Genomic DNA, 23,528 nt, shown 5'->3' with positions numbered 1-23,528 from the left:
CTGGATATTGTCTCAATTCCGCCCTCAGTCGGGACGGCGAAAGTGCGATTTATCGCCCGCCCGCCTGGCGTCATCGTGCGATTTTTCGCACAATGTCGGCATGACCCACGCCGCCGCCCGCCGTTCGATTCCCGCCCTGCGCCGGGGCTGGATGCTGTTCGTCGCGGTCTGGCTGGTCGCGGCCGTCGTGGCGGCCCTGGGCGCCGGAGAGGCCGCCCGCCGCAACGCCCAGGCGGAGCTGGCGCGTCAGGCCGAGGCCGCCGCCGCCCTGCACGCGGCGGTCCTGCGCAGCGAGCTGGAGAAGCACCGCTCCCTGCCCCTGGCCCTGGCCGGCGACCCGGACGTGGAGCGGCTGCTGGAAACGCCCGGCGTCGCCCAGGTGGAGCGGGTGAACCACAAGCTGGAGGATCTCGCGCGCCAGACGCGGGCGGCGGCCATCTACGCCATCGACGCCGGGGGCCGCACGCGCGCGGCCAGCAACTGGCGCCTGCCGACCAGCTTCGTCGGCGCCGACTACGCCTTTCGCCCGTATTTCATCAACGCCATGAGGAACGGCCGGGCCGAGTTCTTCGCCCTGGGGACGGTGTCGGGGCGGCCGGGCCTCTATCTGGCGCGGCGGGTCGACCGCGCCGACGGAAGGCCGCTGGGCGTGGTGGTGGTGAAGGTCGAGTTCGACGCCCTGGAGGCGGAATGGCGCGCCTCGGGCGAACCGGCCTATGTCGTCGATCCGGGCGGAGTGGTCCTGATCACCAGCGTGCCGGACTGGCGGTTCCGCACCACCCAGCCGCTGGACGAGCGCCGTCGGCGCCTGACCCTGATCGACCAGACGCTGCGGCCCGAGTCGTTGCGCCCCCTGCCCTTCGCCACGCCGCAGGGCGACCGGCCCCGCCTGGTCCAGGCCTCGGTCGGCGCCGGGGAGCAGCGCTGGATGCACGCCCAGGTCGGCACGGCGACGCCGGGATGGACCCTGCACCTGCTGTCGCCCAGCCGGGGGGCGATCGACGTGGCCGTCGGCGCCGCGCGCGCCCTGGCCGCCCTGGTCGTGACCCTGATCGCGGGGCTGGCCGCCGTCCTGCTGCGCCGCCGCCAGCAGGCCCGCGCCCGCGCCCGCGCCGAGGAGGAGGCGCGGCTGGAGCTGGAGCGGCGCATCGACGAACGCACCCGCGAACTGCGCGACGCCAACACCGCCCTGAACCGCCAGATCGAGGAGCGCCGCCGCGCCGAGGCCGCGCGCGAACTGCTGCGCGACGAACTGGTGCAGGCCAGCAAACTGGCCGCCCTGGGCCAGATCGTGGCCAGCGTGGCCCACGAGATCAACCAGCCGGTCGCCGCCATCCAGACCCAGGCCGAGACCGCCGGCGTCCTGATGGACCGGGCCGAGCCCGAACGGGCGCGCGGCGCCCTGGCGCGGATCGGCGACCTGACCCAGCGCATCGGCGCCATCACCCAGGAACTGCGCGTCTTCTCGCGCAAGACCGATCCGAAGATCGAGCCCGTGCGCTTGGAGGACGCCATCCACGGCGCCCTGCTGCTGACGCGCGGGCGGCTGGACGAGGGCGGGATCGAACTGATCCGGCGGGGCGACGCCGACGTGAAGGTGCGCGCCGACCGCTTCCGGCTGGAGCAGGTCATCGTCAACCTGGTCAAGAACGCCGCCGAGGCGCTGGAGGGCCGCCCCGGCGCGCGCCTGATCCTGGCGGTCGAGCACGACGCCGATCGCGTCCGCCTGATCGTGGCCGACAACGGGCCGGGCGTGCCCCCCGCGGTGCGAGACCAGCTGTTCACCCCCTTCGTCACCACCCGCGCCAACGGCCTGGGCCTGGGCCTGGTCATCTGTCGCGACATCGTGGCCGGCTTCGGCGGCGAGCTGGACCTGCTGGACAGCCAGGACGGCGCGACCTTCGCCGCCACCCTGAGGAAAGCCTGATGAGCTTCGACCATCCCGCATCGGTCGCCCTGGTCGAGGACGACGCCGACTTCCGCCAGGCCCTGGTCGAGCGCCTGACGCTGGAGGGCTGCGACGTGCGGGCCTTCTCCGCGGCCGAGCCGGCGCTGAAGGTCCTCGACGCCGACTTCCCCGGCGTGGTCGTCACCGACCTGCGGATGCCGGGCCTGGATGGGCGCCAGCTGCTCAGCCGTCTGCAGGCGCTGGACCCGACCCTGCCCGTCATCCTGATCACCGGCCACGGCGACATCGCCGACGCGGTCGCGGCCATGCACGACGGCGCCTATGACTTCGTGGCCAAGCCGTTTCCGTTCGAGCGGCTGCAGGACAGCCTGAAGCGAGCCCTGGAGAAGCGCGGCCTGGTGCTGGAGAACCGCCGCCTGGCGGCCATCGCCGCCGAGGGGGGCCAGGAGCTGCCTCTGGCCGGATCGTCGCGCGCGGTCACCGCCCTTCGCGCCACCATCGCCCAGATCGCCGACGCGCGCATGGACGTGCTGATCGAGGGCGAGACGGGGACGGGCAAGGAGGCGGTGGCGCGGGCCCTGCACAATGGCGGCCGGCGCAGGCTGGCGCCCTTCGTGGCGGTCAACTGCGGCGCCCTGCCCGACGGCCTGATCGAGAGCGAACTGTTCGGGCACGAGCTGGGCGCTTTCGCCGGAGCCCTGCGCCGCCGCGTCGGCCATGTGGAGCGCGCGCACAACGGGTCGCTGTTCCTCGACGAGGTCGAGAGCATGCCGCTGGGCGTCCAGGTCAAGATGCTGCGGGTGCTGGAGGAGCGCGAGGTCCATCCGATCGGCGCCAACGAACCGCGCGCGCTGGATTTGCGGGTGCTGGCCTCGTCCAAGGTCGACCTGGGCGAGGCGGCCAAGGCGGGGACGTTCCGCGAGGATCTGTATTACCGGCTGAACGTGGTGCGGCTGCGCGTGCCGCCGCTGCGCGAGCGACGCGAGGACATCCCCCTGCTGTTCGCCCACTTCCTGCGCCGCGCCGCCGATCGCCACGGGGTGGAGCCGCCGGCGGTCGACGATGCGATCCGGCGGCGCCTGCTGGAGGCCGACTGGCCCGGCAACATCCGCGAACTGGCCCATTACGCCGAGCGCGTCGCCCTGTCGCTGGAAGAGACGGCCCGTCCCGCCGACGAGGGGCTGAGCCTGCCCGAACGTCTCAACCGCTTCGAGGCCGACCTGCTGCGCGCGGCGCTGGAGGCCCATCGCGGCGACATCGCCGCCGTCCTGGCCGAGATGCGGGTGCCGCGAAAGACGCTGTACGACAAGCTGCAACGCCACGGGCTGAAGCCCGCGGCGTTCAGATCGGGCAGTTAACGCGTCCTTCCGGGGCGCTCGAGGAGCGAACCCGGAACCCAGGAGGCGTGCGCCGGCCCTGGGTTCCGGGTTCTCCGCTGCGCGAAGCCCCGGAATGACGCCTAAAGGGTTAGGCTTATTCGTAGCCGTGGGCCGCCTCGTTGATGACCTGCGAGGGCATGTTGGAGAAGTCGACGGCCACCGGATTGGCGACCTTGGCCTGGTAGGTGCGCAGCACGTGCGTCAGGCGGCGGCGCACCTCGCGCTCGGCCTCGGTGCCGGCGTCCAGCGCCAGCGGGGCCAGGCAGAAGTCGATGATGGCTTCGGTTCGGGTCAGCGGTTCCATGATGGGTCCTTTCCTCAAGCCGCGTGGGTGAACTGGGCGGTCTCGGTCGAGTCCTTCAGCGCCGTCGTGGACGACGTGCCGTTGGAGATGACCGTGGCGACCTGGTCGAAATAGCCGGTGCCGACCTCGCGCTGGTGGCGGGTGGCGGTGTAGCCGCGCGCCTCGTTGGCGAACTCGCGCTGCTGCAGTTCCGAATAGGCCGCCATGCCGTTGTCGCGATAACCGTCCGCCAGCTCGAACATGGAGTTGTTCAGGGCGTGGAAGCCGGCCAGGGTCACGAACTGGAACTTGTAGCCCATGGCCCCCAGCTCGCGCTGGAACTTGGCGATGGTGGCGTCGTCCAGCTTGGCCTTCCAGTTGAACGACGGCGAGCAGTTGTAGGCCATCAGCTTGCCGGGGTGCTGCTTCTGGATCGCTTCGGCGAACTTCTTGGCGTCGTCCAGGTCGGGGTGCGACGTCTCCCACCACAGCAGGTCGGCGATGTTGGCGTAGGACAGGCCGCGCGCGATACAGTGGTCCAGGCCCGTGCCTTCCTTGAGGCGGAAGAAGCCCTCGGGCGTGCGATTGTCGCGGTCGATGAAGGGCTGGTCGCGCTCGTCGATGTCCGAGGTGATCAGCTGGGCGCTTTCGGCGTCCGTGCGGGCGACCGTGATGGTCGGCGTGCCGCAGACGTCGGCGGCCAGGCGCGCGGCGACGAGGTTGCGCTCGTGCGCCTGGGTCGGGATCAGCACCTTGCCGCCCAGGTGGCCGCACTTCTTCTCGCTCGCCAGCTGGTCCTCGAAGTGGACGCCCGCGGCGCCCGCCTCAATGAAGGCCTTCATGATCTCGAAGCTGTTCAGCGGGCCGCCGAAGCCGGCCTCGGCGTCGGCGACGATGGGGGCGAACCAGTCCCGCTTGGCCCCGCCCTCGGCGTGCTCGATCTGGTCGGCGCGCTGCAGGGTGCGGTTGATGCGGCGGCACAGTTCGGGCGCGGCGTTGGCGGGATACAGCGACTGGTCCGGATACATGGCGCCGGCCGTGTTGGCGTCGGCCGCGACCTGCCAGCCCGACAGATAGATGGCCTTCAGGCCCGCGCGGACCATCTGCATGGCCTGGTTGCCGGTCACCGCGCCCAGGGCGTTGATGAAGGGCTCGTCGTGCAGCAGTTGCCACAGGCGGTTGGCGCCGCGCTCGGCCAGCGAATAGGTGATCGGCACGGAGCCGCGCAGGCGCAGGACGTCCTCCGGCGTGTAGGGGCGCTCGATGCCGTCGAAGCGGCCGGCGGGGGACGGAACCAGGTCGGCGAAGGTGGTCATGATCGATCTCGTCTCTGGAAAGGCGCGGCCGGGGCCGCCGTCTCAGGGACAAGAACACGCCAGTGTCACGAACGATACATGGCAACCGCGAATGGCGAAGTCATGATGTCACAATATGACTTTGCTTTGTCGATCCAAAAGTGACATTCTGTGACCATGGACACGGCGGCGGATCGCAAGCTTTTCCTCGGCGCGCGGCTGAAGCGGCTGCGGCGCGACCTGTCGCTGACCCAGACGGCGATGGCCGCCGACCTGGGCGTTTCCCCCAGCTATCTCAACCACATAGAGCGGAACCAGCGGCCGGTGTCGGCCCAGCTGCTGCTGCGGCTGGCCGAGACATACGACGTCGACCTGCGCACCCTGAACCAGGGCGGAGAGGCGGACGAGGCGCGGCTGGCCGAGGCGCTGGCCGACCCGCTGTTCAAGGGCCTGTCCGTCCCGCGCCACGAACTGCTGGAGCTGATCGAGGAGGCGCCGGGCGCCGCCGACGCCCTGCTGCGCCTGTATCGCGCCTTCGACGACCAGCGCGCCCGGGCCCGCGCCGCCGCCGACACCGGCGAGGGCCTGCTGGAGGCCAGCCCGGCCGACTGGGTGCGCGAATACGTCCAAGCGCGCGGCAACCACTTCCCCGAACTGGACCAGATGGGCGAGGCGCTGGCCGAAGCTCTGGCCGCCGACGCCCCCGCGCACGGCGACGGCTTCGAGCCCGCCGCCCGCCAGCGGCTGGCGGCGAAGCACGACCTGGGCGTCCGCACCCTGCCGGCCGAGGTCATGGTGGAATGGACCCGCCGCTTCGACCTGCACCGCCGCCGCCTGCTGTTGTCCGACACCCTGGGCCCGGCCTCGCGCGCCTTCGCCATCGCCTACCAGCTGGCGCTGGCCGAGCACGGCCCCGCGCTGAACGCTCTGGCCGGGGCCGCGAACGCGCCGGACGAGGCGACCCGCGCGCTGCTGAAGGTGGCGCTGACCAACACCCTGGCCGCCGCGACCCTGATGCCCTACGCCGCCTTCCAGCGCGCGGCCGAGGCTGCCGGCTACGACATGGCGCGGCTCCAGGCCCGTTTCGGCGTCAGCTACGAACAGGCGGCGCACCGGCTGACCACCCTGTCGCGGCCGTCGGCGCGCGGCGTCCCCTTCTTCCTGATGCGGGTGGACCAGGCGGGCAACATCTCCAAACGCTATGCCGCCGGCGCCTTTCCCTTCTCGCGCTTCGGCGGCGCCTGCCCGCGCTGGCGGCTGCATTCGGCCTTCCGCACGCCGGGCCGGATCGTCACCCAGATCATCGAGACGCCGGACGGAAACCGCTGGTTCACCTTCGCCCGCACGGTCGAGCGCCAGGGCCACGACGGCTACGGAGAGGCGCACGACCTGGCCGTCGGCCTGGGCTGCGAACTGCGCCACGCCCACCGCCTGGCCTATGCGCGCGGCCTGGACCTGGAGCGGCCCGACGCCACCCCCATCGGGCCGGCCTGCCGCCTGTGCCACCGCCACCCCTGCGCCGAACGCGCCGCCGCCCCCATCGACCGCCCGCTGGCGGTGGACGACTGGTCCAAGTCGGTCAGCCCCTATCCGTTCGCGGCGGGGTGAGGGGTAAGACCCGACCTCACGTCCGTGCGGGCGAAGTCGTCGCCGACGTAAAGCAGCGGGCAATCGGCCGAAACCGCCGCCTCATAGGAAAAGCAGTCGCCGAAGTTCAGCCCGGCCGGATGCGCGCCCTTGCCCCACCGGCCGTAAGCCCGCGCGACGCGTCGCGCCGCAGCCGGCGTGACGGCCGCCTCTTCGAAGCCCAGACCGTCGATCAGCGCCTGCATCTCCTCGCCCAGTCCCCTGCGCGCGGCGACGATCAGGGCCTCGGCGACGGTGGCCGTCGAAATCCGCAAGACGTCGGCTTCCTCCAACGCCTCGGCGCAGGCGTCCGCCTCCGGCTCGCCCAACAGGATCGCCATCAGGGCGGAGGTGTCGACCGCGATCATTCGGGCAGGCCGTCCGCCCCATAAAGAAAGTCCTGGCTGCGGGAGGCGGCCGGTCCGTCAACCGCAGCGGCCTTGACGCCGGCCGATTGGCGCACCGTCTTCAGAAGCGTGCGGCGCGCGTCCCGATCCGGCGCAGCCCGCATCGGAGCCAGCCTCACCGCCGGATGGCCGTGCCGGGTCAGCACCACCTCTTCACCCGCTTCGGCCCGCCGGACCAGGTCGGTCAGCTGGCCCTTGGCGTCCGTCACAGAAACTTCCATGGGTCCGCTCCTTCCGGGCCAATATGGACCATTGAATGGTCCATAACAAGAGCGCATCCGCCTCAGTGGCTGAGCAGCAACCAGGCGGGGCAGCGGGCGATCAGGGCCTGGGTGACGCCGCCCAGCACCCATTCGCGCAGGCGGGAATGACCCCAGGCGCCGGCGACGACCAGGTTGGCGCCCGTCTCCTCCACGCAGGCCAGCAGCCGGTCGCCCGCCGGGCGGTCGTCGGCGATGCGGACCTCGCCCTCGGCCGCTGCGCCGTGGCGACACAGCCAGTCGGCCACGTCCCGCACCCGCGCCTGGGCCGCGTCCGCCTGGTCGGGGGCGCAGATTTCGACCACCCGCACGGCCTGGGCCCGGCGCAGCAAAGGCAGGGCGCCGGCGGTCGCGCGCTGGGCCTCGCGCCCGTCCTGCCACGCGACCAGGGCGACGCCGTCCAGCGGCGCGGCCTGGGCCTGCGGCGGGGCGATCAGGACCGGACGGCCGGCGGCCATGACCAGGTCGCCCGCATCCGGGGCGCGATAGGGGCGGCGGCCCCCTTCGCGGCCGATCAGCAGCAGGTCCGCGGCGCGCGCCTGACGCGCCAGCCAGGCCGCCGGATAGCCGATCTGCGCGCGCCAGGAATGGCGTACGTTCGCCGCCTCGGCCGTCGCCGCGAAGCGGGCGCGGGCCTCGGCCAGTTCGGCGGCGGCCTGGTCGCGCCGCAGGGACAGGATTTCGCCGGCCATGCCGCCCACCGCGGCGACGTCCGCCAGGGGCGGCTCGGCCTCGCTGACCGAGACGCCGATCACCTCGGCGTCCAGCGCCCGCGCCAGATCGCAGGCGAAGCCGATCCGCGCGACATTGTCCGGCTCGTCGTCCACATAGACCATCAGATTGGCGCAGGTCATGGCCAGGCTCCTTTGTGTTCGAAGCCTGGATGCGCCCGCCCGGGCCGCCGCGCCTTGATCCGCATCAATCCCTGGACGCGGCGACCTAGATCAGCACGACCCGCCCGCCGTCCATGCGAAAGGCGACGCCGGTGCGCTGGAACAGGCGGGCGACGACGGCGGCGGGGTCGGCCGCGCCCTGGTCCAGCAACTGTTCGACGCCCAGGCGCAGCGAGGGGTCGCGCGACACGCCGGTCAGGGCCGACAGCCATTCCTCGCGCGTCAGGACGCCGTCCGGCTGGGCCAGCAGGGGCTTGATGAAGTCGAACCAGTCGCCGCCGGTCCGGGCCTTCTGCGCGCCCTCGGCCGCCATGGCGAACACGGCGCCGCAGGCGTAGTGCGCCCGGTGCTCGCCCCGGTCTGCGGCGGTGACGACCGAGCGCCCCTGGGTCAGCCGCACGCAGTCGTCCACCTCGGTCTGCAACTCGGCCCGGGCGTCATAGGCGGGGTTCAGCGTCTTCAGCGCCCGCACCGCCATCAGGTCGGCGCCGCCCTCGGTGATCCACATGTCGCGGGCGTATTCATAGCGCACCGCCTGCCCCAGCCAGAAATGCGCGCCCTCGTGGCCGATGAACCAGTGGGCGCGGTCCAGCGCCTCCCGGTCGGGGTTCAGCACCCCTTCCCCCTCGAAGCTCATGGAGATCATGCCCGGCAGGACGCTGCCGCCCATGCTGGACAGGGACCTGGTCGGGCCGGTCCAGCTGACCATCAGGGTCGGGGCGTCGCCCGGCGCCGGCCCCAGCCGCCGGGCGTAATAGCCCATGACGCGCGGGGTGAAGCCGGCCAGTTCGTCGCCCAGCCAGCGCGGCAGGCCGGGATCGACCACGGTGGTCACGCCGTCGCCCTGGCGGGTCGTCGCCTCGCCGAACAGCACATAGGTCTCGGCCTCCACGGCCGTGACCTCGGCCCGCCGTTCGCCCTTGAACAGCACCGGCCCGGCCGCGTCGCGCCAGGTCACGCGCGCCGGCCCGCCCGGCACGGCGACCCCGTTCAGGTCGCGCGGCAGGTCGCGGGCGGCGGCGGCGGCCTCCAGCGGGATGACGTCGAACTGTTCGGAATAGAGGGCCACGGTCCCGTCCGAGAAGACCAGCGCCGGGTCGTAGGCCGCCTCCAGGTCGCCGGGGCGCGGCCGCATCCGGATGCTGACGCGACGCGGCACGGGCCCGCCGTCGGTCGACCGCAGCACGTCATAGTCCCCGACACGCTCGATCGTCACGCCCGGCGTCTGGACCGTCCACCAGTCCGGCCGCCACGGCCGGCGGCTGTCGCGCAACAGCGCCGAGTTGAAGAAGGCCCACGCCGGCGCGTCGCGATCCAGCACATAGTCCACGCTCCAGTCGTCGCCGTCGCGCACCACCGAGACCTCGACCCTCGGCGCCTGCTGGGCGGACGACGGGGGCGGCGCGGCGACGGGGGCGCAGGCCTCCACGCACAAGGCGGACAGGGCCAGGAAGGACGCGGCGAGGGCCGGGCGACGGGGCATTCGGATCTCCACTGACAGGAAGAGGTCCAACGGCTTAGGTCGGCGGCGCGCCCGCGTCACCTTAAGCCTTGGTCATCCTCCGGCGGCGTCCAGAGCGCGCCGGGCGGCGTCCAGTTCCCCGGCCATGACCGCCTTCAGCCGTTGGGGGGCCAGGATGGTCGCCTGTTCGCCCCAGGTGAACAGGTGCCAGGCCAGTTCGCGCATCCCCGAGGCGCGGAAGCGCACGATCACCGACCCGTCCGGCTGGTCCTCGAAGCTCTGGGTCGGGTGCCAGCGCCAGCCGCGCGCCTCGGCCGCGCCCTCGGGCGAGATGCGCAGGACCACGTCCTCGATCTCGTCCTGATAGATGCCGAAGGACTGGCTGGCGAAGACGGTCAGGTCGAAGTCGGCGGGCGGGGCCGCCACGCCCTCCTGCGGGGCGACGTGGCTCATCCGGTCCAGGCGGAAGGTCTGGATGCGGCCCGTCTCGCGGTCGGCGGCGACCAGATAGTTGGCGCGGCCGAACATGACGCCGCACGGGGCCACGCTGCGCCGTCGCGGCTCGGCGCCCGGTCGGCAATAGGTGAACCCCAGCGGCTGCTGCGCCAGGACCGCCGCGCGGATCGCCGTCAGCATGGCCTCGTCCGCCGAGGGGCGCGGCCCGGCCTGGACGGCGATGGTCTCGGCCCGCACCAGGGCCTCCAGGTCCGGCGCCATCCGGTTCAGCGTGGTCGAGCGCATGGCCGCCTTGATCTTGCGCTCCAGCCCCTGCAGGGCGGCGGCCCGCACGGGTTCGCCGGCGGCGGTCAGGGCCGCGGCCGCCTTGGTCAGCTCCAGCATCTCGGTCGCGGTCGGCGCCTGTTCGAAGGCCGACAGCCCGCCCCGGATGCGCCAGCGCTTGGTCGGCGGGTCCGACACCTCGTCCACCTGGGGGAACAGCATCAGCACAGCGTCACGCATCCGCTCGGCGGTGCGGCGGCCCACGCGCATCTCGCGCGCCATCTCGTCGATGGTCAGGCCCTCGGCGCTGGCGGCCATGCGCCGCGCCAGTTCGATCACCATCGCCGCCTTGTCGTGCCGCACCGCGCGCCCTCGAAATGATACGTCCGTTTCTGGCGCAATGCTGCTCCATAACGTCCTCATCGACAAGAGGCGAACGCTTCAGGAGATCCTCACATGGCCCGCTTCCGCCCCCACCCCGCCCACGCCGCCGTCAACGCCGAACGCTACATCATCGTCCCGTGCGAGGCCGACGGCTGCGCCGACCTGGCCGTCATCTGGGACCGGCTGGAGGAGCAGGTGGTGGACGTCGTCTTCGCCGCCGCCAGCGCCCGCTATTCGGACGAGGACGCCCTGTGGGACGAAGGCCGCTTCGGCCAGGTTCAGCCCGAATGGCGGATGGCCGCCTAGGCCGTCTCGGCGGCGAGGACGGGCCGCGCGCGCCGCGCGTCCCGCCGCTTCAGCCAGCCGTTGACCCAGTCGCGGCCCGGCGTCTCGATCCAGCGGTAGGTCAGGGCCGACAGGCCGACGATGAAGGCCAGCACCGCCAGGGCGAACAGGTCGTTCAGCCATACCGAGCCGAAGTCGATGCGCCGGTTCTCCATGATCCCGGCCTTCCGCGCCACGATCAGCATGACGGTGATGACCAGCATGTGGGTCATGTAGATCGAATAGGACCAGTGGCCGAGGCGCAGCAGCGGCCGCGCCGACAGCCAGCGCGACACCCGCCCGGCCTCCGAGGCGAACACCCAGATGCAGACGGCGAAGATCAGCGGCGCCAGCACCGTCCACGGCCCGCGCGCCAGCGACACATAGGCCACGGCGGCGATCAGGCTGATCGGCTCCAGCCACCGGACCAGGCCCTGCCCCGGATCGGGCGCCGCGCTCCAGATGCGCTGCACCAGACAGCCCAGCAGGAAGCCGTACATCGCCCGGGGAAAGCCGAAGTTGTAGGTCGTGTTCATGTAGCGCGGAGCAAAGGTCAGCACGACCAGCGCCCCGACCACGGCCAGGATCACGGCGATCGGCGTGAACCGGCGCGGCGCCGCCAGCAGCATCAGGGCGAACAGGACGTAGCAGCCCATCTCCACGCTGATGCTCCACGCCGGCCCGTTCCAGGTCAGGTGATGATGGAGGCCGAAGGCCTGGACCAGCAGGATGTTGGAGATCAGATACTGCGGCGCCCGGTCGCCGGAGAAGGGCGGCACGGCGTCGAAGCGGAACCACAGCCGACACAGCTCCAGCAGCACGAAGGCGGCCAGGATCGCCATGTGCAGCGGCCACACCCGCCCCACCCTTCGCACCAGGAAGCGCCCCGCGTCGCCGACCGTGCCGATCCGCCCGCTATAGGCGTGGGCGATGACGAAGCCGGACAGGACGAAGAAGAAGTCGACGAACAGATAGCCGTGGCGGGTCAGCGGCAGCGCGTGGAAGTGGCTGCTGACGGGCAGGTGGAAAAAGACCACCAGTATGGCGCAAAGGCCCCTGAGCGCGTCCAGCACGTCGAACCGGGTGGTCTTGGAGATCATCCCGCCCCATAGCGCCAACCCGCAGCGGGCGATAGCGGGGCGTTGAGGTCGCGAAACGCATGGCCTCGCGCGCCGCGACGCCCTATATGGCCTGTTTCCCCAAAGCCCCGCGCCTAAAAGCCCGAGACGCCATGCCCAGCCTGAACGAGATCCGCTCCACCTTCCTGAACTATTTCGCGGCCGACGGCCACGAGAAGGTGCACTCGGCTCCGCTGGTGCCGCAGAACGACCCGACCCTGCTGTTCGTCAACGCGGGCATGGTGCCGTTCAAGGACTATTTCACCGGCGCCGCCAAGCCGCCCTATCCGCGCGCCACCTCGTCGCAGAAGTGCGTCCGCGCCGGCGGCAAGCACAACGACCTGGACAATGTCGGCTACACCGCCCGGCACCTGACCTTCTTCGAGATGCTGGGGAACTTCTCCTTCGGCGACTATTTCAAGGAACACGCCATCGAGCGGGCGTGGAACCTGGTGACGCGGGACTTCGACCTGGATCCCAAGCGGCTGATGGTCACCGTCTATATCGACGACGACGAGGCGGCGGCGATCTGGAAGAAGGTCGCGGGCTTCTCGGACGACAAGATCGTGCGCATCGCCGGCTCGGACAACTTCTGGGCCATGGGCGAAAACGGCCCGTGCGGCCCCTGCACCGAAATCTTCTGGGACCACGGCGACAGCGTGCCCGGCGGCCCTCCCGGCAGCCCGGACGAGGACGGCGACCGCTTCGTGGAGATCTGGAACAACGTCTTCATGCAGTTCGAGAAGGAGAACGATGAGATCGTTCGCAAGCTCGAAAAGCCGTCCATCGACACCGGCATGGGCCTGGAGCGCATGACCACCGTGCTGCAGGGCGTGCATTCGGTCTATGAGACCGACCTGTTCAAGACCCTGATCGCGGCCTCCGAGGACGCCACCTCGACCAGGGCCGAGGGCGAGCGCAAGCCCTCGCACCAGGTCATCGCCGACCACCTGCGCTCCTCCTCCTTCCTGATCGCCGACGGCGTCACGCCGTCGAACGAGGGGCGCGGCTATGTCCTGCGCCGGATCATGCGCCGCGCCATGCGCCACGCCCACCTGCTGGGCGCCTCGGACCCGCTGATGCACCGGCTGGTGCCGACCCTGGTGGCCGAGATGGGCGCCGCCTATCCCGAACTGGCCCGCGCCCAGGCCTTCATCGAGGACACGCTGAAGCAGGAGGAGATCCGCTTCCGCACCACCCTGTCCAAGGGGATGGCCCTGTTCGACACGGCGGTTCAGGGCTTCCGCCCCGGCGACATGCTGGACGGCCAGACCGCCTTCACCCTGTCCGACACCTACGGCTTCCCGCTGGACCTGACCCAGGACGAGGCGCGCCGCCGCGGCTTTTCCGTCAACGTCGAAGGCTTCGAGGCGGCGATGGCCGAGCAGCGCCAGCGCTCGCGCGAGAACTGGAAGGGCTCGGGCCAGACGGCCAACGCCGGCGAATGGCTGGCCGTGCGCGACCGCATGGGACCGACCGTCTTCACCGGCTATGACGCCGTCGAGGGATCGGGCGAGGTCCTGGCCCTGATGAAGGCCGGCCAGCCGGTCGAGGCCGCCGAGGCCGGCGACATCGTCGAGGTCCTGTTCGACACGACCCCCTTCTACGCCGAAAGCGGCGGCCAGGCGGGCGATCACGGGACCCTGGAATGGTCCGGCGCCGACGGAACCTCGGGCGACGCCGAGGTGATCGACGTCAAGAAGCACGCGGGCGACCTGCACGTCCTGTCGGTCCAGGTCACGGCCGGCAAGCTGGAGATCGGAACCCGCGTCGCCCAGCTGGTCGACGCCGACAAGCGCGCCACGACGCGCGCCAACCACTCGGCCGCCCACCTGCTGCACACGGCGCTGAAGAACGTGCTGGGCGCGGCGGTGGCGCAGAAGGGCCAGCTGGTCGACGCCGAACGCGCGCGCTTCGACTTCAGCCACTCCGCCCCCGTGACCGAGGACGAACTGGCCGCCATCGAGGCCGAGGTCAACGCCGTGATCCGCCAGAACGTGCCGGCCGAAACCAGGCTGATGGGCCCCGCAGACGCCATCGAGGCCGGCGCCATCGCCCTGTTCGGCGAGAAGTACGGCGACGAGGTCCGGGTGCTGACGCTGGGCCGGTCGCTCACGTCCGACAACGCGCCCTATTCGGTCGAACTGTGCGGCGGCACCCATGTGGCCCGCACCGGCGACATCGGCCTGTTCAAGGTGGTGCAGGAGACCGGCGTCGCCGCCGGCGTCCGCCGCATCGAGGCCCTGACCGGCGAGGCGGCGCGCCTCTATCTGGAGGGCCAGGCCAAGGTCGCGCGCGGCCTGGCCCGCGACTTCAAGATCCAGCCCGCCGACGTGCCGGGCCGGGTCGAGGGCCTGCAGACCTCGGTCAAGGCGCTGGAGAAACAGGTCGCCGAGCTGAAGAAGCAACTCGCCCTGGGCGGCGGCTCGGGCGCCGAGGCGGCGCCGGAGGAGATCGGCGGGATCAAGCTGATCGCCCGCGTGCTGGACGGGGTGGACGGCAAGGGCCTGCGCGGCGTGGCCGAGGACTTCAGGAAGCAGGTCGGCTCGGGCGTCGTGGCGCTGATCGGCGTCACGGACGGCAAGGCGGCGGTCACCGTCGCCGTCACCTCCGACGTGACGGACCGCGTCAACGCCGCCGACCTGGCCCGCGCGGCGGTGCTGGCCATGGGCGGCCAGGGCGCCGGCGGCAAGCCCGACTTCGCCCAGGGCGGCGCGCCCGACGGCTCCAAGGCCGAGGACGGCCTGGCGGCGGTCCGAGCGGCGCTTCAGGGCTAAGATCCTCCCCGTGCAGCGCAGCGAAACGGGGGAGGATCTGCGCTACATCATCGGATCGGGCGTCAGGTCCACGCCCGACAGCCTCCATGTGAACGGCCCCCGACGGCTCATGATCAGGACCAGCGCCTCGTCGGGCTGGTCGTCGCGCGTCAGGGTCACCGCGAACGTGTTCACCCCGCGATAGGCCCAGGCCTGGTGCACCCTGTCCTTGGGGACCGCCGGCGTGTCCTCGGACGGCGCAGGCTCCTCCGGTTCGGGGCGTTCGGCCGAGCGGACCATGGCGGCGATCGCCTGGGGGGTGACGAAGCTGTCGACCGCGCCGTCGACCAGGCTGGGCGCCAGCAGCATCCCCAGCGCCGCCAGCCCCCGGTCGTCGCCGGCCCGCTCGCGGATTTCCACGGCGGCCCGCGCGTTCAGCTCGGTCTTCAGGCTCTGGCGAAAGGCCGGGAAATCCACGCGCCGTTCCAGTCCGGCTGCGTCGCCCGCGCGCGCCGCGCGGATCAGTCCCTGCGCGGCGACGAAGGGCGAGACGAAGGCCGCGATCACGACGCCCGCGACGACGGCGATCCCCAGACCCAGAAGAAGCTTGCGACGCATTGGCGTGACCTTGGCGTTCAGGCGGCGGGAGGGACGGGCGCGGGCGCCGGCGGCAGGCCGATCTGGACCAGCCGCCATTCGAACGGCCCGCGCCGCTCGAACGTGAAGACGGTGCGGGCGCCCGCGCGGTCGGACACCGCCAGCCGCGCGCGGTTGACGCCCCAATAGGCGGGGCGGGGCCAGGGCTTGCGCACCGGCTCGGCCGCGGCGGGCGGCGGCGTCGCGGACCAGCGGTCGGCCTGGCGCCCCTCCCCCCGCGTCAGGGCCGCCAGGGCCGCCGGCGTCAGATAGGCGTCCGCGTCGGGCGGGCGGATGATGGGATTGTTCTCGAACTGGCGGCGAAGCGCGCCGATGGGGTCTTCCAGGAAGGCGGGCGGCGGGGCCATCGCCTCGGCCCGGCCGGTCAGCTGCGGCCGGATCGACTGGCGCACGGCGTTGAAGTCGATCAGCCGGTTCAGCCCCTGGACGTCGCTGGCCTCGGCCGCCGAACGGATGGCCAGGAAGGCCACGGCGGGCGCCGCGAAGAAGGCGACGACGGCCAGGACCACCGCCGCCAGGATCAGATTGCCGAACAGCCGCTTCACGCTTGCACTCCCCCACGGCCATCATGCACGGCCCGGACAGGTGCGCAACGAAAAGCCCCGCCGGATGGCTCCGACGGGGCTTTGAAATCCTCCGCCGCGAGGCGGGGGAGGACCTTCTGTCTTACGCCGCTTCGGGCAGGGCGGCCTTCAGGTTCTCGGCGACCTTGTCGAGGAAGCCCTCGGTGGTCAGCCAGCCCTGCTGGTCGCCGACCAGCAGCGCCAGATCCTTGGTCATGTAGCCGGCCTCGACCGTGTCGACGACGACCTTCTCCAGCGTGTCGGCGAAGGTATCCAGCGCGGCGTTGCCGTCCAGCTTGGCGCGGTGCTTGAAGCCGCGCGTCCAGGCGAAGATCGAGGCGATCGAGTTGGTCGAGGTGGCCTCGCCCTTCTGGTGCTGGCGATAGTGACGGGTCACGGTGCCGTGGGCGGCCTCGGTCTCCAGCACCTTGCCGTCCGGCGTCATCAGCACCGAGGTCATCAGGCCCAGCGAGCCGAAGCCCTGCGCCACGATGTCGGACTGGACGTCGCCGTCGTAATTCTTGCACGCCCAGACGAAGCCGCCCGACCACTTGATCGCGGCCGCGACCATGTCGTCGATCAGGCGGTGCTCGTAGGTCAGGCCGCGCTTCTTGAACTCCTCGGCGTATTCGGCGTCGAACACCTCCTGGAAGATGTCCTTGAAGCGCCCGTCATAGGCCTTGAGGATGGTGTTCTTGGTCGACAGATAGACCGGATAGTTGCGCGCCAGGCCATAGCCGAACGAGGCGTGGGCGAAGTCGCGGATCGAGTCGTCCAGATTGTACATGCCCATCGCCACGCCGGCGCCGGGGAACTGGAACACCTCGTGCTCGATCGTCTCGCCGTCGTCGCCGACGAACTTGATGGTCAGCTTGCCCGGGCCGGGGACCTTGAAATCGGTGGCCTTGTACTGGTCGCCGAAGGCGTGGCGGCCGACGACGATCGGCTGGGTCCAGCCCGGCACCAGGCGCGGCACGTTCGAGCAGATGATCGGCTCGCGGAAGACCACGCCGCCCAGGATGTTGCGGATGGTGCCGTTCGGCGACTTCCACATCTTCTTCAGGCCGAACTCCTTCACCCGCGCCTCGTCGGGGGTGATGGTGGCGCACTTGACGCCGACGCCGTGCTTCTGGATCGCGTGGGCCGCGTCGATCGTCACCTGGTCGTCGGTGGCGTCGCGGTTCTCCATGCCCAGGTCGTAGTAGTCCAGCTCCAGGTCCAGGAACGGGAAGACCAGCTTGTCCTTGATCATCTGCCAGATGATGCGGGTCATTTCGTCGCCGTCGATGTCGACGATGGGGTTCTGGACCTTGATCTTGGCCATGGGGGCGTCCGCCTCTGCTCTGGGGAAGGAATGTCGTGGCGGCGATATAGCCGCCGCGAACGGCCGCGCAAACCCCGACCGCCGTCGACCCCGCCCTGAAAAAGCCGCCCACGGCCAAGCTGAACCGTTCCGGAGCCGGCGGGTTATCTCCGCCCATCGGCGAAGCAAGGCGGGGTTTGGATGCAAGATGAGGACCGAAAACTGCTGGATCGCTGGATCCTGACCTTCCTGGAACCTCCGCCCGTCGTCGATCCGGAACTGATGCGCCGCCTGCTCGCTGAGCATGACGCCAGGACGGAGCCCGCCATGACCGACAAGACCTTCAAGCCCGGCGACACGGTGCGCTGGGACCACAGCCAGGGTTCCAGCAAGGGCGAGGTGGTGCGCAAGCTGACGCGGCCGACCAAGATCAAGGGCCACAAGGTCGCCGCCTCTCCATCGGAGCCGGAGTATCTTGTCGAGAGCGACAAGACCGGCGCCCGGGCCGCGCACAAGCCCGACGCCCTGCGCAAGGCCTGAGCGGGAGACCACCGATGAGACCCCTGGCGATCTGCAGCCTGTCCGCCCTTCTGCTGGCCGGGTGCGGCCAGGGCGCCGGCCAGAAAGGCGACGACCAGGGCGACGCCGCCGCGCCGGCCTTGCCGGCGGCGATGGACCGACCGGCCGGCGATGTTCTGTCCGCCCGACCCGAACAGCGCGCGTTCCGCGACTGGCGCGCCGCCTGCGACAACGGCGCGGCCTGTTTCGCCTTCGCCCCGTCCAGCCTGCCCGACCAGGGCTGGCTGCGCCTGGCCCTGGCGCCCGAGGCGCAGGCCGCGCCCCGCATCGCCGTGGGCCTGTGGTCGCCGGGCGCCGAAGGGCTCGCCCCGACCGCGCCCCTGACCCTGACCATCGACGGCCGCGCCTTCGTCACGCAGCGAGACCCCGACGCCGACCTGCCCGTCAGCCAGGTGGAGGCCGCGGACGCCCCCGTCGTGGCGCGGGCGCTGGCGGCCGGCCGAAAGGCGATCCTGTCGGCGGGCGGCCAGCGCGTCGACCTGTCCCTGTCCGGCGCCGCGGCGGCCCTGCTGTGGATCGACGAGCGGCAGGGCCGGCTGGAAACGCCCGGCGCCCTGGTCCGGGTCGGCGACCGCCCCGCCTCGACCCGCGCGCCCGACCTGCCCCGGGTGACCGCCGCCCCGCCCGCCGATCAGGCCGGCTTCGGCGACGAGGACCAGACCCTGCCCAGGACCCTGGAGGCCCTGCCCGCCGTCAAGGCCTGCCGCCAGGAGACGGCCTGGAACGACTATGTCCAGAAGGCCGTCTTCTCGGCCCGGCTCTCGGCCGACCGGGAGCTGTGGGCCGTGCCCTGTTTCGCGGGGGCCTACAACCTGGGCTCGGCGGTCTATGTGACCGGGCCGAACGGCGCCGATCCCACGCCCCTCGCCTTTCCCGTCGCCGAGGGCGGGACGGTCGACACCGTGGTCAACGCCGCCTACGACCCCGCCACGCGCAGCCTGAGCGCCTTCAACAAGGGCCGCGGCGTCGGCGACTGCGGCGTGGCCCAGCGGTGGGTCTGGAACGGGCGCGGCTTCGCCCTGGCCGAGCAGTCCGAGATGCGCGACTGCGCCGGCGTGCCCCGCGACCTGTGGCCCAGCCTGTGGCGCAGCCGATGAGCGCCCCCGAGGTCGTGATCGTCGGCGCCGGCCCCGCGGGGCTGACGGCGGCCACGTATCTGGGTCGGTTCCGCCGCCGGGTGCTGGTCGTCGATGCGGGCGAGCCGCGCGCCTGTTGGATCCCCCTCAGCCACAACATGCCCGGCTTCCCCGCCGGGGTGTCGGGCCCCGACATCCTGCGCCGGATGCGCGAACAGGCGCTGGAATACGGCGCCGAGATCCGTCCGGGCCGGGTCGAGCGCCTGATGCGGGACGAGGACGCCTTCGTCGCCGTGATGGACGGCCAGCGGATCGGCGCGCGGGCGGTGCTGCTGGCGACCGGCGTGGTGGACCACCATCCCGACCTGCCCGGCGTGGAGCGCGCCGTGCAGCGCGCCCTGGTGCGCATCTGTCCGATCTGCGACGGCTACGAGGCCACGGACAAGGCCGTGGCGATCCTGGGCGACAGCGACAAGGGCGCGCGCGAGGCGGCCTTCATGCGCACCTATTCGGACCGCGTGACCCTGATCCACATCGGCCCGGCCGACAGACTGACCCAGGCCGACGAGATGGCCCGCCTGGGGGTGGAGGTGATCGCCGCCCCGCTGGAGGCCGTGCGCCTGGAGCAGGATCGCGTCACCGCCCTGGGCTGGGGCGGCCAGAGCCGCGCCTTCGACCTGGTCTATTCGGCGCTCGGCACATCGCCCAACGCCGAACTGGCCCGCGACCTGGGCGCCCGGCTGGCCGCCGACGGACGGCTGGAGGTCGACCTGCACCAGGCCACCAGCCTGCCCGGCCTGTGGGCCGCCGGCGACGTGGTGCGCGGCCTGAACCAGATCGCCGTCGCCACCGCCGAGGCCGCCGTCGCCGCCACCGACATCCACAACGCCCTCAGACGCGCCGACGGCTGGACGGTGGCGGACTGACGAAGGCTCAGGCCACCGTGGCCTTCCAGTCGCCGATGACCCGCTCCAGCACCGTCAGCGGCACGCCGCCGGCGTTCAGCCCGGTGTCGTGGAAGGCGCGGATGTCGAACTTGTCGCCCAGGTCGCGGCGGGCGTTCTCGCGCAGTTCGACCCATTTGGTGTGCCCGACCTTGTAGCTGGAGGCCTGGCCCGGCCAGACGCAATAGCGTTCGACCTCGGTGGTCACCGCGCTTTCCTGGTCGCCCAGCGTGTCCACCATGTAGCGGATGCCCTGCTCGCGGCTCCAGCGCTTGGCGTGCAGGCCGGAATCGACCACCAGGCGCGCGGCGCGGAACATCAGCGACTGCAGATAGCCGATGCGGCCCCAGGCGTCGTCCTCATAGGCGCCCATCTCGTCGGCCAGCTGCTCGGCGTACAGGCCCCAGCCCTCGGTATAGGCCGAGAAGCCCAGGATCTTCATCAGCATGGGGGTGTCGGCGTTTTCCTGCTGCAGGGCGATCTGGTGGTGATGGCCCGGCGTCGCCTCGTGATAGGTCAGGGTCGGCAGGGTCCAGCTGGGCCATTCCGCCGTGTCGCGCAGGTTGATGTAGTAGTAGCCCGGCCGCGACCCATCCAGGGCCGGGCTGTTGTAATAGCCGCCGGGCGCCCCCGCCTCGATCGCCTTGGGCACGCGCCTGACCTCGACCGGCGACTTGGGAATGCGGCCGAAATACTGGGGCAGGCGCGCCTCCATGGCGACGATCTGCTCGTTCAGCTTGCCCAGCAGCTCTTCCTTGGCCTCGTCCGTGTTCGGATAGATGAAGCGCTGGTCCTTGCTCATGGCCGCGATGCGCTCGCCGACCGACCCCTGGGTCATGCCCTCGGCCTTCAGCAGTTCGTCGGCGCGCGCCGTCAGCTCGGCCACCTGGGCCAGGCCCATCTCGTGCACCTCGTCGCCGGTCATGTTGGTGGTGGTGAAGTAGCGCAGGCCGAAATCGTAATAGGCGTCGCCGTCAGGCAGGCGCCAGGCGCCGGCGTCGTGCACCGCGGTCGGCTGGGCGGCCTTGAACACGTCGGCCTGGCGGTTCAGCGCCGGCAGCACGCCGGCGTTCACGATCGCCTCGGCGCGCGCGGCCCAGTCGCCGGGAATGGCCTTCTCGGCCGTGCGGCGGCGGATGGAGTCCACCAGCGTCAGGCTGGCCGGTTCCGCCCCGGTGATCGCGCCCATCTGCTGCAGGGTCTTGGCGATGATGAAGTCGGGCGGCACGGCGCCGGCGGCGAAGTCGGCGCGCACCCGCTCGGTCTCCTGGTCCAGCGCGGGGCCGAAGGCTTCCAGGCGCGACAGATAGGCCTCGGCGTCCTCGGCCGTCTCGATCGAATGCTGGCTGTCCAGGAAGTCGGGAATGCTCTGATAGGCGCCGCTCAGCTGGCTGACCGTATAGGGCGAGGGAAAGAAGCCGCCGCCGTAGGGGAAGTCGTAGCCGCTGACGACCGTGTCGCCGAAATACTTGAGCGTGTCGTAGTGCACGGCCGAGGCGGCCGGCAGGGCCGCGCGGTCGATGGCGGACAGGTCGGTCATGGCCTGGCGGAACTTGACCTTGTCGGCCTCGACCTTGGCCTGGGACCGGTCGTCCAGCCGCGACTTCATCGCCGCGTTCGGCCCCTTGTCGAAGCCCAGGCTGGTCAGGGTCTCGGGCGAGTCCAGCAGCATCTCCTTGAAGATGCGGTCCATCAGGGCGTTCAGCTGGCCGGCGGCGTCCCCGGCGGGCGCGGCGGGCGCATCCTGCGCCAGGGCCTGGCCCGAAGCGGCCAGCGCGGCGCCGGCCGCGGCGGTGAACATCAGGCGGCGACGATCGATCATGGTTTCAGCTCCCCAAAGACAGGCGCGTACTGGAGCCCTGGTCCGTCCGCGCCGCAAGCGAAATGTGCGCGTGGACCTTGGCGCCGTCGTCGCTTGCATCGACGCAACCGACACGTTTAGCCTCCAGGCGAAATCGGGGGAAAGACGATGAACGGAATCGCCGCATCGCTCATGGCGCTTGCGTGGACGGCCTCTTCTGCGGCCTCAACGCCGAGCTCGTCCACGCCGCCGGTCGAGGCCCGGGTCGAACGCACGGCGGAGGGCGTTCTGGTCCGATACCGCCTGCCCGCCCCCGTCCGGTCCTTCACGTTCGACGACAAGGACGTCATCCGCGACCGCTGGCGGGTCGAGACCCAGGGGCTGGCGCTGGCCGACGGCGTCGTGACGGGCGACGCCCCCTTCTCCAGCTTCGACCTGCGGATCACGCCCGACGCGGCCGAGGTGGACCGCATCTACATGGGCCTGAGCCGCGCGGGCGAGGGGTACGTGGTCTATGGCCCGGCCCTGCGCGCAAGGGGCCAGGACACGCGGTTGCGGTTTTCCGACGCCGCGTCGGACGTGGCCCTGCCGGCCGACAACGCGATCGTCGGCTACGCCTTCGTCGGTCCGGCGGACCATGTCGGCGGCGATGAGCGTGGGGCCATCGTCGCTCGCCCCGACCTGCCCGCCGACCTGGCGCAGCCGATCCGCGACGCCTTCGTCTCCTCCATGGCCTTCTATCAGGCGCGATTGGGGCTGGACCTCCCCTACCGGCCCGCGATCGTGGTCAGCACCGACAGTCCCGGTCCCAGCGGCTTTCGCGGCGACGTGACCGACACCGGCGTGATCTCCGTCCGCTTTCACGGCGACAGTTGGAGATACGATCCCGATGCGGTCGCCCTCTTCGTCTGGCATGAGGTCTTCCACCTCTGGAACGGCCACGGCGTCGTGACGCGCGACGGCGACGCCGCGCCCTGGCTGCACGAAGGCGGGGCCGAATACGCCGCCCTGGCGGGCGCCGTCTCCAGCGACGCCATGTCCGAGGCGCAGGCCCGGACCGCACTGGCGGGCCGGCTGAACGGCTGCCGCCGGGCCATCGGCGTCGACGGCCTGGATCAGAGCTCGCTCCGCTCCGGCGGCGCGGTCTATGACTGCGGGACCCTGGTCCAGTGGCTCGCGGACCTGGAACTTCGGCAGGCCGGCGCGGGCGATGTCTTTTCGGTCTGGCGCGACGTGCTGGGCGCCGGCCGCCGCAACCCGCAGGATGGCTATGGCGTCGCCGACTTCGAAGCCGCCCTTCCTCCCGACAGCGCCGCCCGGACCTTCCTGAAGGAGCCGGGAGAGGGCCGTTGGCGGAGGCTTCAGGACCGCATGGCCCGCCTGGGCGTCCGCTTCGTCAACGCGCCGGGGCCGAACGACCTGCGGGTCGCCGCCCTGTTCCATGTGGCCGCGGCCAACTGCCAGGGCACCTACGGATTCTACGACGAGCCCGGCGCCCTGAAGCTGGACGGGGACCGCTGCGGTCCCCTGTCCGGCGGCCCGGTCATCGACGCGGTGGAAGGCTTCGATCCGCAGCAGGACAGCGCCGCGATGTTCGAGGCGGTCCAGAAGCGCTGCGCGGAGACGCTGCCGGTGCGCTACCGCACGCGCGAGGGCGCGGTGCTGGAGGCCGCCTGCGACGCCCCGCTTGAGACGCCCCAGGTCTGGGCCGTGGCCGTGGCGCCGCCGCTGAAGCGCTGACGCGGCCCAGATCCAGAGCGCGCGTCTCCAGACGCGCGTGGGGCCGGAG

General features: G+C 71.4%; 21 protein-coding genes. 9 read left to right on the top strand and 12 right to left on the bottom strand.

The genetic code is table 11. The features are described 5' to 3' along the window. Window positions 1–100: 100 nt before the first annotated feature. Both M8231_RS01765 and M8231_RS01760 read left to right on the top strand, forming a co-directional pair. Window positions 101–1,927, top strand: coding sequence for a sensor histidine kinase (locus M8231_RS01765; RefSeq protein ID WP_250202115.1), 1,827 nt, complete (start codon window positions 101–103; stop codon window positions 1,925–1,927). Then, the gene (locus tag M8231_RS01760; protein ID WP_249751415.1) at window positions 1,927–3,267 is read left to right on the top strand and encodes a sigma-54-dependent transcriptional regulator; all 1,341 of its coding nucleotides are present in this window, start codon (window positions 1,927–1,929) and stop codon (window positions 3,265–3,267) included. The genes M8231_RS01765 and M8231_RS01760 overlap by 1 nt, the downstream gene beginning before the upstream one ends. A 115-nt stretch (window positions 3,268–3,382) precedes the next feature. Here the strand turns inward: M8231_RS01760 and M8231_RS01755 are convergent, their stop codons facing one another. After that, the gene (locus M8231_RS01755; protein ID WP_249751416.1) at window positions 3,383–3,592 is read right to left on the bottom strand and encodes a hypothetical protein; all 210 of its coding nucleotides are present in this window, start codon (window positions 3,590–3,592) and stop codon (window positions 3,383–3,385) included. A gap of 14 nt (window positions 3,593–3,606) precedes the next feature. Further along, a complete protein-coding gene (aceA, locus tag M8231_RS01750; RefSeq protein WP_249751417.1) occupies window positions 3,607–4,887 on the bottom strand; it encodes an isocitrate lyase in 1,281 nt (426 codons plus the stop codon). Between the two features lie 156 nt (window positions 4,888–5,043). Here aceA and M8231_RS01745 point away from each other — a divergent pair, with 156 nt between their 5' ends. Further along, window positions 5,044–6,474: a helix-turn-helix domain-containing protein gene (locus tag M8231_RS01745; protein ID WP_250202574.1), complete on the top strand. Its 1,431-nt coding sequence runs from the start codon at window positions 5,044–5,046 to the stop codon at window positions 6,472–6,474. Here M8231_RS01745 and M8231_RS01740 read toward each other — a convergent pair. The 5 genes from M8231_RS01740 to M8231_RS01720 form a co-directional block, all read right to left on the bottom strand. Further along, window positions 6,453–6,860 (bottom strand): type II toxin-antitoxin system VapC family toxin, encoded by a 408-nt coding sequence (locus tag M8231_RS01740; protein WP_249751418.1) that lies wholly within the window; start codon window positions 6,858–6,860, stop codon window positions 6,453–6,455. The two genes, M8231_RS01745 and M8231_RS01740, sit on opposite strands and share 22 nt — an antisense overlap. After that, window positions 6,857–7,120, bottom strand: a complete 264-nt coding sequence (locus tag M8231_RS01735; protein WP_250202114.1) for a type II toxin-antitoxin system Phd/YefM family antitoxin — start codon at window positions 7,118–7,120, stop codon at window positions 6,857–6,859. Before M8231_RS01735 ends, M8231_RS01740 begins: the two co-directional genes overlap by 4 nt. Before the next feature lie 62 nt (window positions 7,121–7,182). After that, window positions 7,183–8,013 (bottom strand): universal stress protein, encoded by an 831-nt coding sequence (locus tag M8231_RS01730; RefSeq protein WP_249751420.1) that lies wholly within the window; start codon window positions 8,011–8,013, stop codon window positions 7,183–7,185. A gap of 85 nt (window positions 8,014–8,098) precedes the next feature. After that, complete coding sequence (locus tag M8231_RS01725; RefSeq protein ID WP_250202113.1) at window positions 8,099–9,535, bottom strand: M1 aminopeptidase family protein; 1,437 nt, start codon at window positions 9,533–9,535, stop codon at window positions 8,099–8,101. 72 nt (window positions 9,536–9,607) lie between these two features. Beyond that, a complete protein-coding gene (locus tag M8231_RS01720) occupies window positions 9,608–10,597 on the bottom strand; it encodes a helix-turn-helix transcriptional regulator (protein ID WP_249751423.1) in 990 nt (329 codons plus the stop codon). 93 nt (window positions 10,598–10,690) lie between these two features. Here M8231_RS01720 and M8231_RS01715 point away from each other — a divergent pair, with 93 nt between their 5' ends. Next, entirely contained in the window at window positions 10,691–10,924 is a 234-nt protein-coding gene (locus tag M8231_RS01715; RefSeq protein ID WP_249751424.1) for a hypothetical protein, read from the top strand. On the opposite strand, the gene M8231_RS01710 is transcribed toward M8231_RS01715, so the two are convergent. Beyond that, entirely contained in the window at window positions 10,921–12,042 is a 1,122-nt protein-coding gene (locus M8231_RS01710; RefSeq protein WP_249751425.1) for an acyltransferase family protein, read from the bottom strand. The genes M8231_RS01715 and M8231_RS01710 overlap by 4 nt on opposite strands. A gap of 131 nt (window positions 12,043–12,173) precedes the next feature. Here M8231_RS01710 and alaS point away from each other — a divergent pair, with 131 nt between their 5' ends. Then, a complete protein-coding gene (gene alaS, locus M8231_RS01705; RefSeq protein ID WP_250202112.1) occupies window positions 12,174–14,837 on the top strand; it encodes an alanine--tRNA ligase in 2,664 nt (887 codons plus the stop codon). Between the two features lie 42 nt (window positions 14,838–14,879). Here alaS and M8231_RS01700 read toward each other — a convergent pair whose 3' ends face one another. The 3 genes from M8231_RS01700 to M8231_RS01690 all read right to left on the bottom strand — a co-directional run bounded on the left by M8231_RS01700 (window position 14,880) and on the right by M8231_RS01690 (window position 17,360). Beyond that, window positions 14,880–15,434: a DUF2939 domain-containing protein gene (locus M8231_RS01700; protein WP_249751426.1), complete on the bottom strand. Its 555-nt coding sequence runs from the start codon at window positions 15,432–15,434 to the stop codon at window positions 14,880–14,882. Between the two features lie 17 nt (window positions 15,435–15,451). Beyond that, entirely contained in the window at window positions 15,452–16,018 is a 567-nt protein-coding gene (locus tag M8231_RS01695; RefSeq protein WP_249751427.1) for a DUF2939 domain-containing protein, read from the bottom strand. A gap of 121 nt (window positions 16,019–16,139) precedes the next feature. Then, window positions 16,140–17,360, bottom strand: coding sequence for an NADP-dependent isocitrate dehydrogenase (locus M8231_RS01690; protein ID WP_249751428.1), 1,221 nt, complete (start codon window positions 17,358–17,360; stop codon window positions 16,140–16,142). 180 nt (window positions 17,361–17,540) lie between these two features. Here M8231_RS01690 and M8231_RS01685 point away from each other — a divergent pair, with 180 nt between their 5' ends. Genes M8231_RS01685 through M8231_RS01675 form a run of 3 tightly spaced genes read left to right on the top strand, consistent with a single transcriptional unit; the run spans window position 17,541 to window position 19,920 of the window. Next, on the top strand, window positions 17,541–17,879 hold the full coding sequence (locus M8231_RS01685) for a hypervirulence associated TUDOR domain-containing protein (protein ID WP_249751429.1): 339 nt from the start codon (window positions 17,541–17,543) through the stop codon (window positions 17,877–17,879). Window positions 17,880–17,893: 14 nt separating this feature from the next. Next, window positions 17,894–19,015: a DUF1176 domain-containing protein gene (locus M8231_RS01680; protein ID WP_250202111.1), complete on the top strand. Its 1,122-nt coding sequence runs from the start codon at window positions 17,894–17,896 to the stop codon at window positions 19,013–19,015. Then, window positions 19,012–19,920, top strand: a complete 909-nt coding sequence (locus M8231_RS01675) for an NAD(P)/FAD-dependent oxidoreductase (protein WP_249751431.1) — start codon at window positions 19,012–19,014, stop codon at window positions 19,918–19,920. Before M8231_RS01680 ends, M8231_RS01675 begins: the two co-directional genes overlap by 4 nt. A 7-nt stretch (window positions 19,921–19,927) precedes the next feature. Here the strand turns inward: M8231_RS01675 and M8231_RS01670 are convergent, their stop codons facing one another. Beyond that, on the bottom strand, window positions 19,928–21,760 hold the full coding sequence (locus M8231_RS01670; protein WP_249751432.1) for a DUF885 domain-containing protein: 1,833 nt from the start codon (window positions 21,758–21,760) through the stop codon (window positions 19,928–19,930). A gap of 147 nt (window positions 21,761–21,907) precedes the next feature. Here M8231_RS01670 and M8231_RS01665 point away from each other — a divergent pair, with 147 nt between their 5' ends. Then, window positions 21,908–23,479, top strand: a complete 1,572-nt coding sequence (locus M8231_RS01665) for a hypothetical protein (protein WP_249751433.1) — start codon at window positions 21,908–21,910, stop codon at window positions 23,477–23,479. Window positions 23,480–23,528: the final 49 nt, after the last annotated feature.

Source organism: Brevundimonas albigilva (genome assembly GCF_023573565.1).
GTDB classification, from domain to species: domain Bacteria; phylum Pseudomonadota; class Alphaproteobacteria; order Caulobacterales; family Caulobacteraceae; genus Brevundimonas; species Brevundimonas albigilva.
This window is presented reverse-complemented; position numbering and strand designations above follow the sequence as displayed.

Bases quoted from the DNA above. Each gene is read 5' to 3' on its own strand.
- M8231_RS01745 (WP_250202574.1), top strand. From the start codon at position 5,044: ATGGACACGGCGGCGGATCGCAAGCTTTTCCTCGGCGCGCGGCTGAAG.
- M8231_RS01690 (WP_249751428.1), bottom strand. From the start codon at position 17,360: ATGGCCAAGATCAAGGTCCAGAACCCCATCGTCGACATCGACGGCGAC.
- M8231_RS01665 (WP_249751433.1), top strand. From the start codon at position 21,908: ATGAACGGAATCGCCGCATCGCTCATGGCGCTTGCGTGGACGGCCTCT.
- M8231_RS01680 (WP_250202111.1), top strand. From the start codon at position 17,894: ATGAGACCCCTGGCGATCTGCAGCCTGTCCGCCCTTCTGCTGGCCGGG.
- M8231_RS01715 (WP_249751424.1), top strand. From the start codon at position 10,691: ATGGCCCGCTTCCGCCCCCACCCCGCCCACGCCGCCGTCAACGCCGAA.
- M8231_RS01760 (WP_249751415.1), top strand. From the start codon at position 1,927: ATGAGCTTCGACCATCCCGCATCGGTCGCCCTGGTCGAGGACGACGCC.
- aceA (WP_249751417.1), bottom strand. From the start codon at position 4,887: ATGACCACCTTCGCCGACCTGGTTCCGTCCCCCGCCGGCCGCTTCGAC.
- M8231_RS01685 (WP_249751429.1), top strand. From the start codon at position 17,541: ATGCAAGATGAGGACCGAAAACTGCTGGATCGCTGGATCCTGACCTTC.
- M8231_RS01700 (WP_249751426.1), bottom strand. From the start codon at position 15,434: ATGCGTCGCAAGCTTCTTCTGGGTCTGGGGATCGCCGTCGTCGCGGGC.
- M8231_RS01725 (WP_250202113.1), bottom strand. From the start codon at position 9,535: ATGCCCCGTCGCCCGGCCCTCGCCGCGTCCTTCCTGGCCCTGTCCGCC.
- M8231_RS01740 (WP_249751418.1), bottom strand. From the start codon at position 6,860: ATGATCGCGGTCGACACCTCCGCCCTGATGGCGATCCTGTTGGGCGAG.
- M8231_RS01710 (WP_249751425.1), bottom strand. From the start codon at position 12,042: ATGATCTCCAAGACCACCCGGTTCGACGTGCTGGACGCGCTCAGGGGC.
- alaS (WP_250202112.1), top strand. From the start codon at position 12,174: ATGCCCAGCCTGAACGAGATCCGCTCCACCTTCCTGAACTATTTCGCG.
- M8231_RS01735 (WP_250202114.1), bottom strand. From the start codon at position 7,120: ATGGAAGTTTCTGTGACGGACGCCAAGGGCCAGCTGACCGACCTGGTC.
- M8231_RS01730 (WP_249751420.1), bottom strand. From the start codon at position 8,013: ATGACCTGCGCCAATCTGATGGTCTATGTGGACGACGAGCCGGACAAT.
- M8231_RS01765 (WP_250202115.1), top strand. From the start codon at position 101: ATGACCCACGCCGCCGCCCGCCGTTCGATTCCCGCCCTGCGCCGGGGC.
- M8231_RS01670 (WP_249751432.1), bottom strand. From the start codon at position 21,760: ATGATCGATCGTCGCCGCCTGATGTTCACCGCCGCGGCCGGCGCCGCG.
- M8231_RS01755 (WP_249751416.1), bottom strand. From the start codon at position 3,592: ATGGAACCGCTGACCCGAACCGAAGCCATCATCGACTTCTGCCTGGCC.
- M8231_RS01675 (WP_249751431.1), top strand. From the start codon at position 19,012: ATGAGCGCCCCCGAGGTCGTGATCGTCGGCGCCGGCCCCGCGGGGCTG.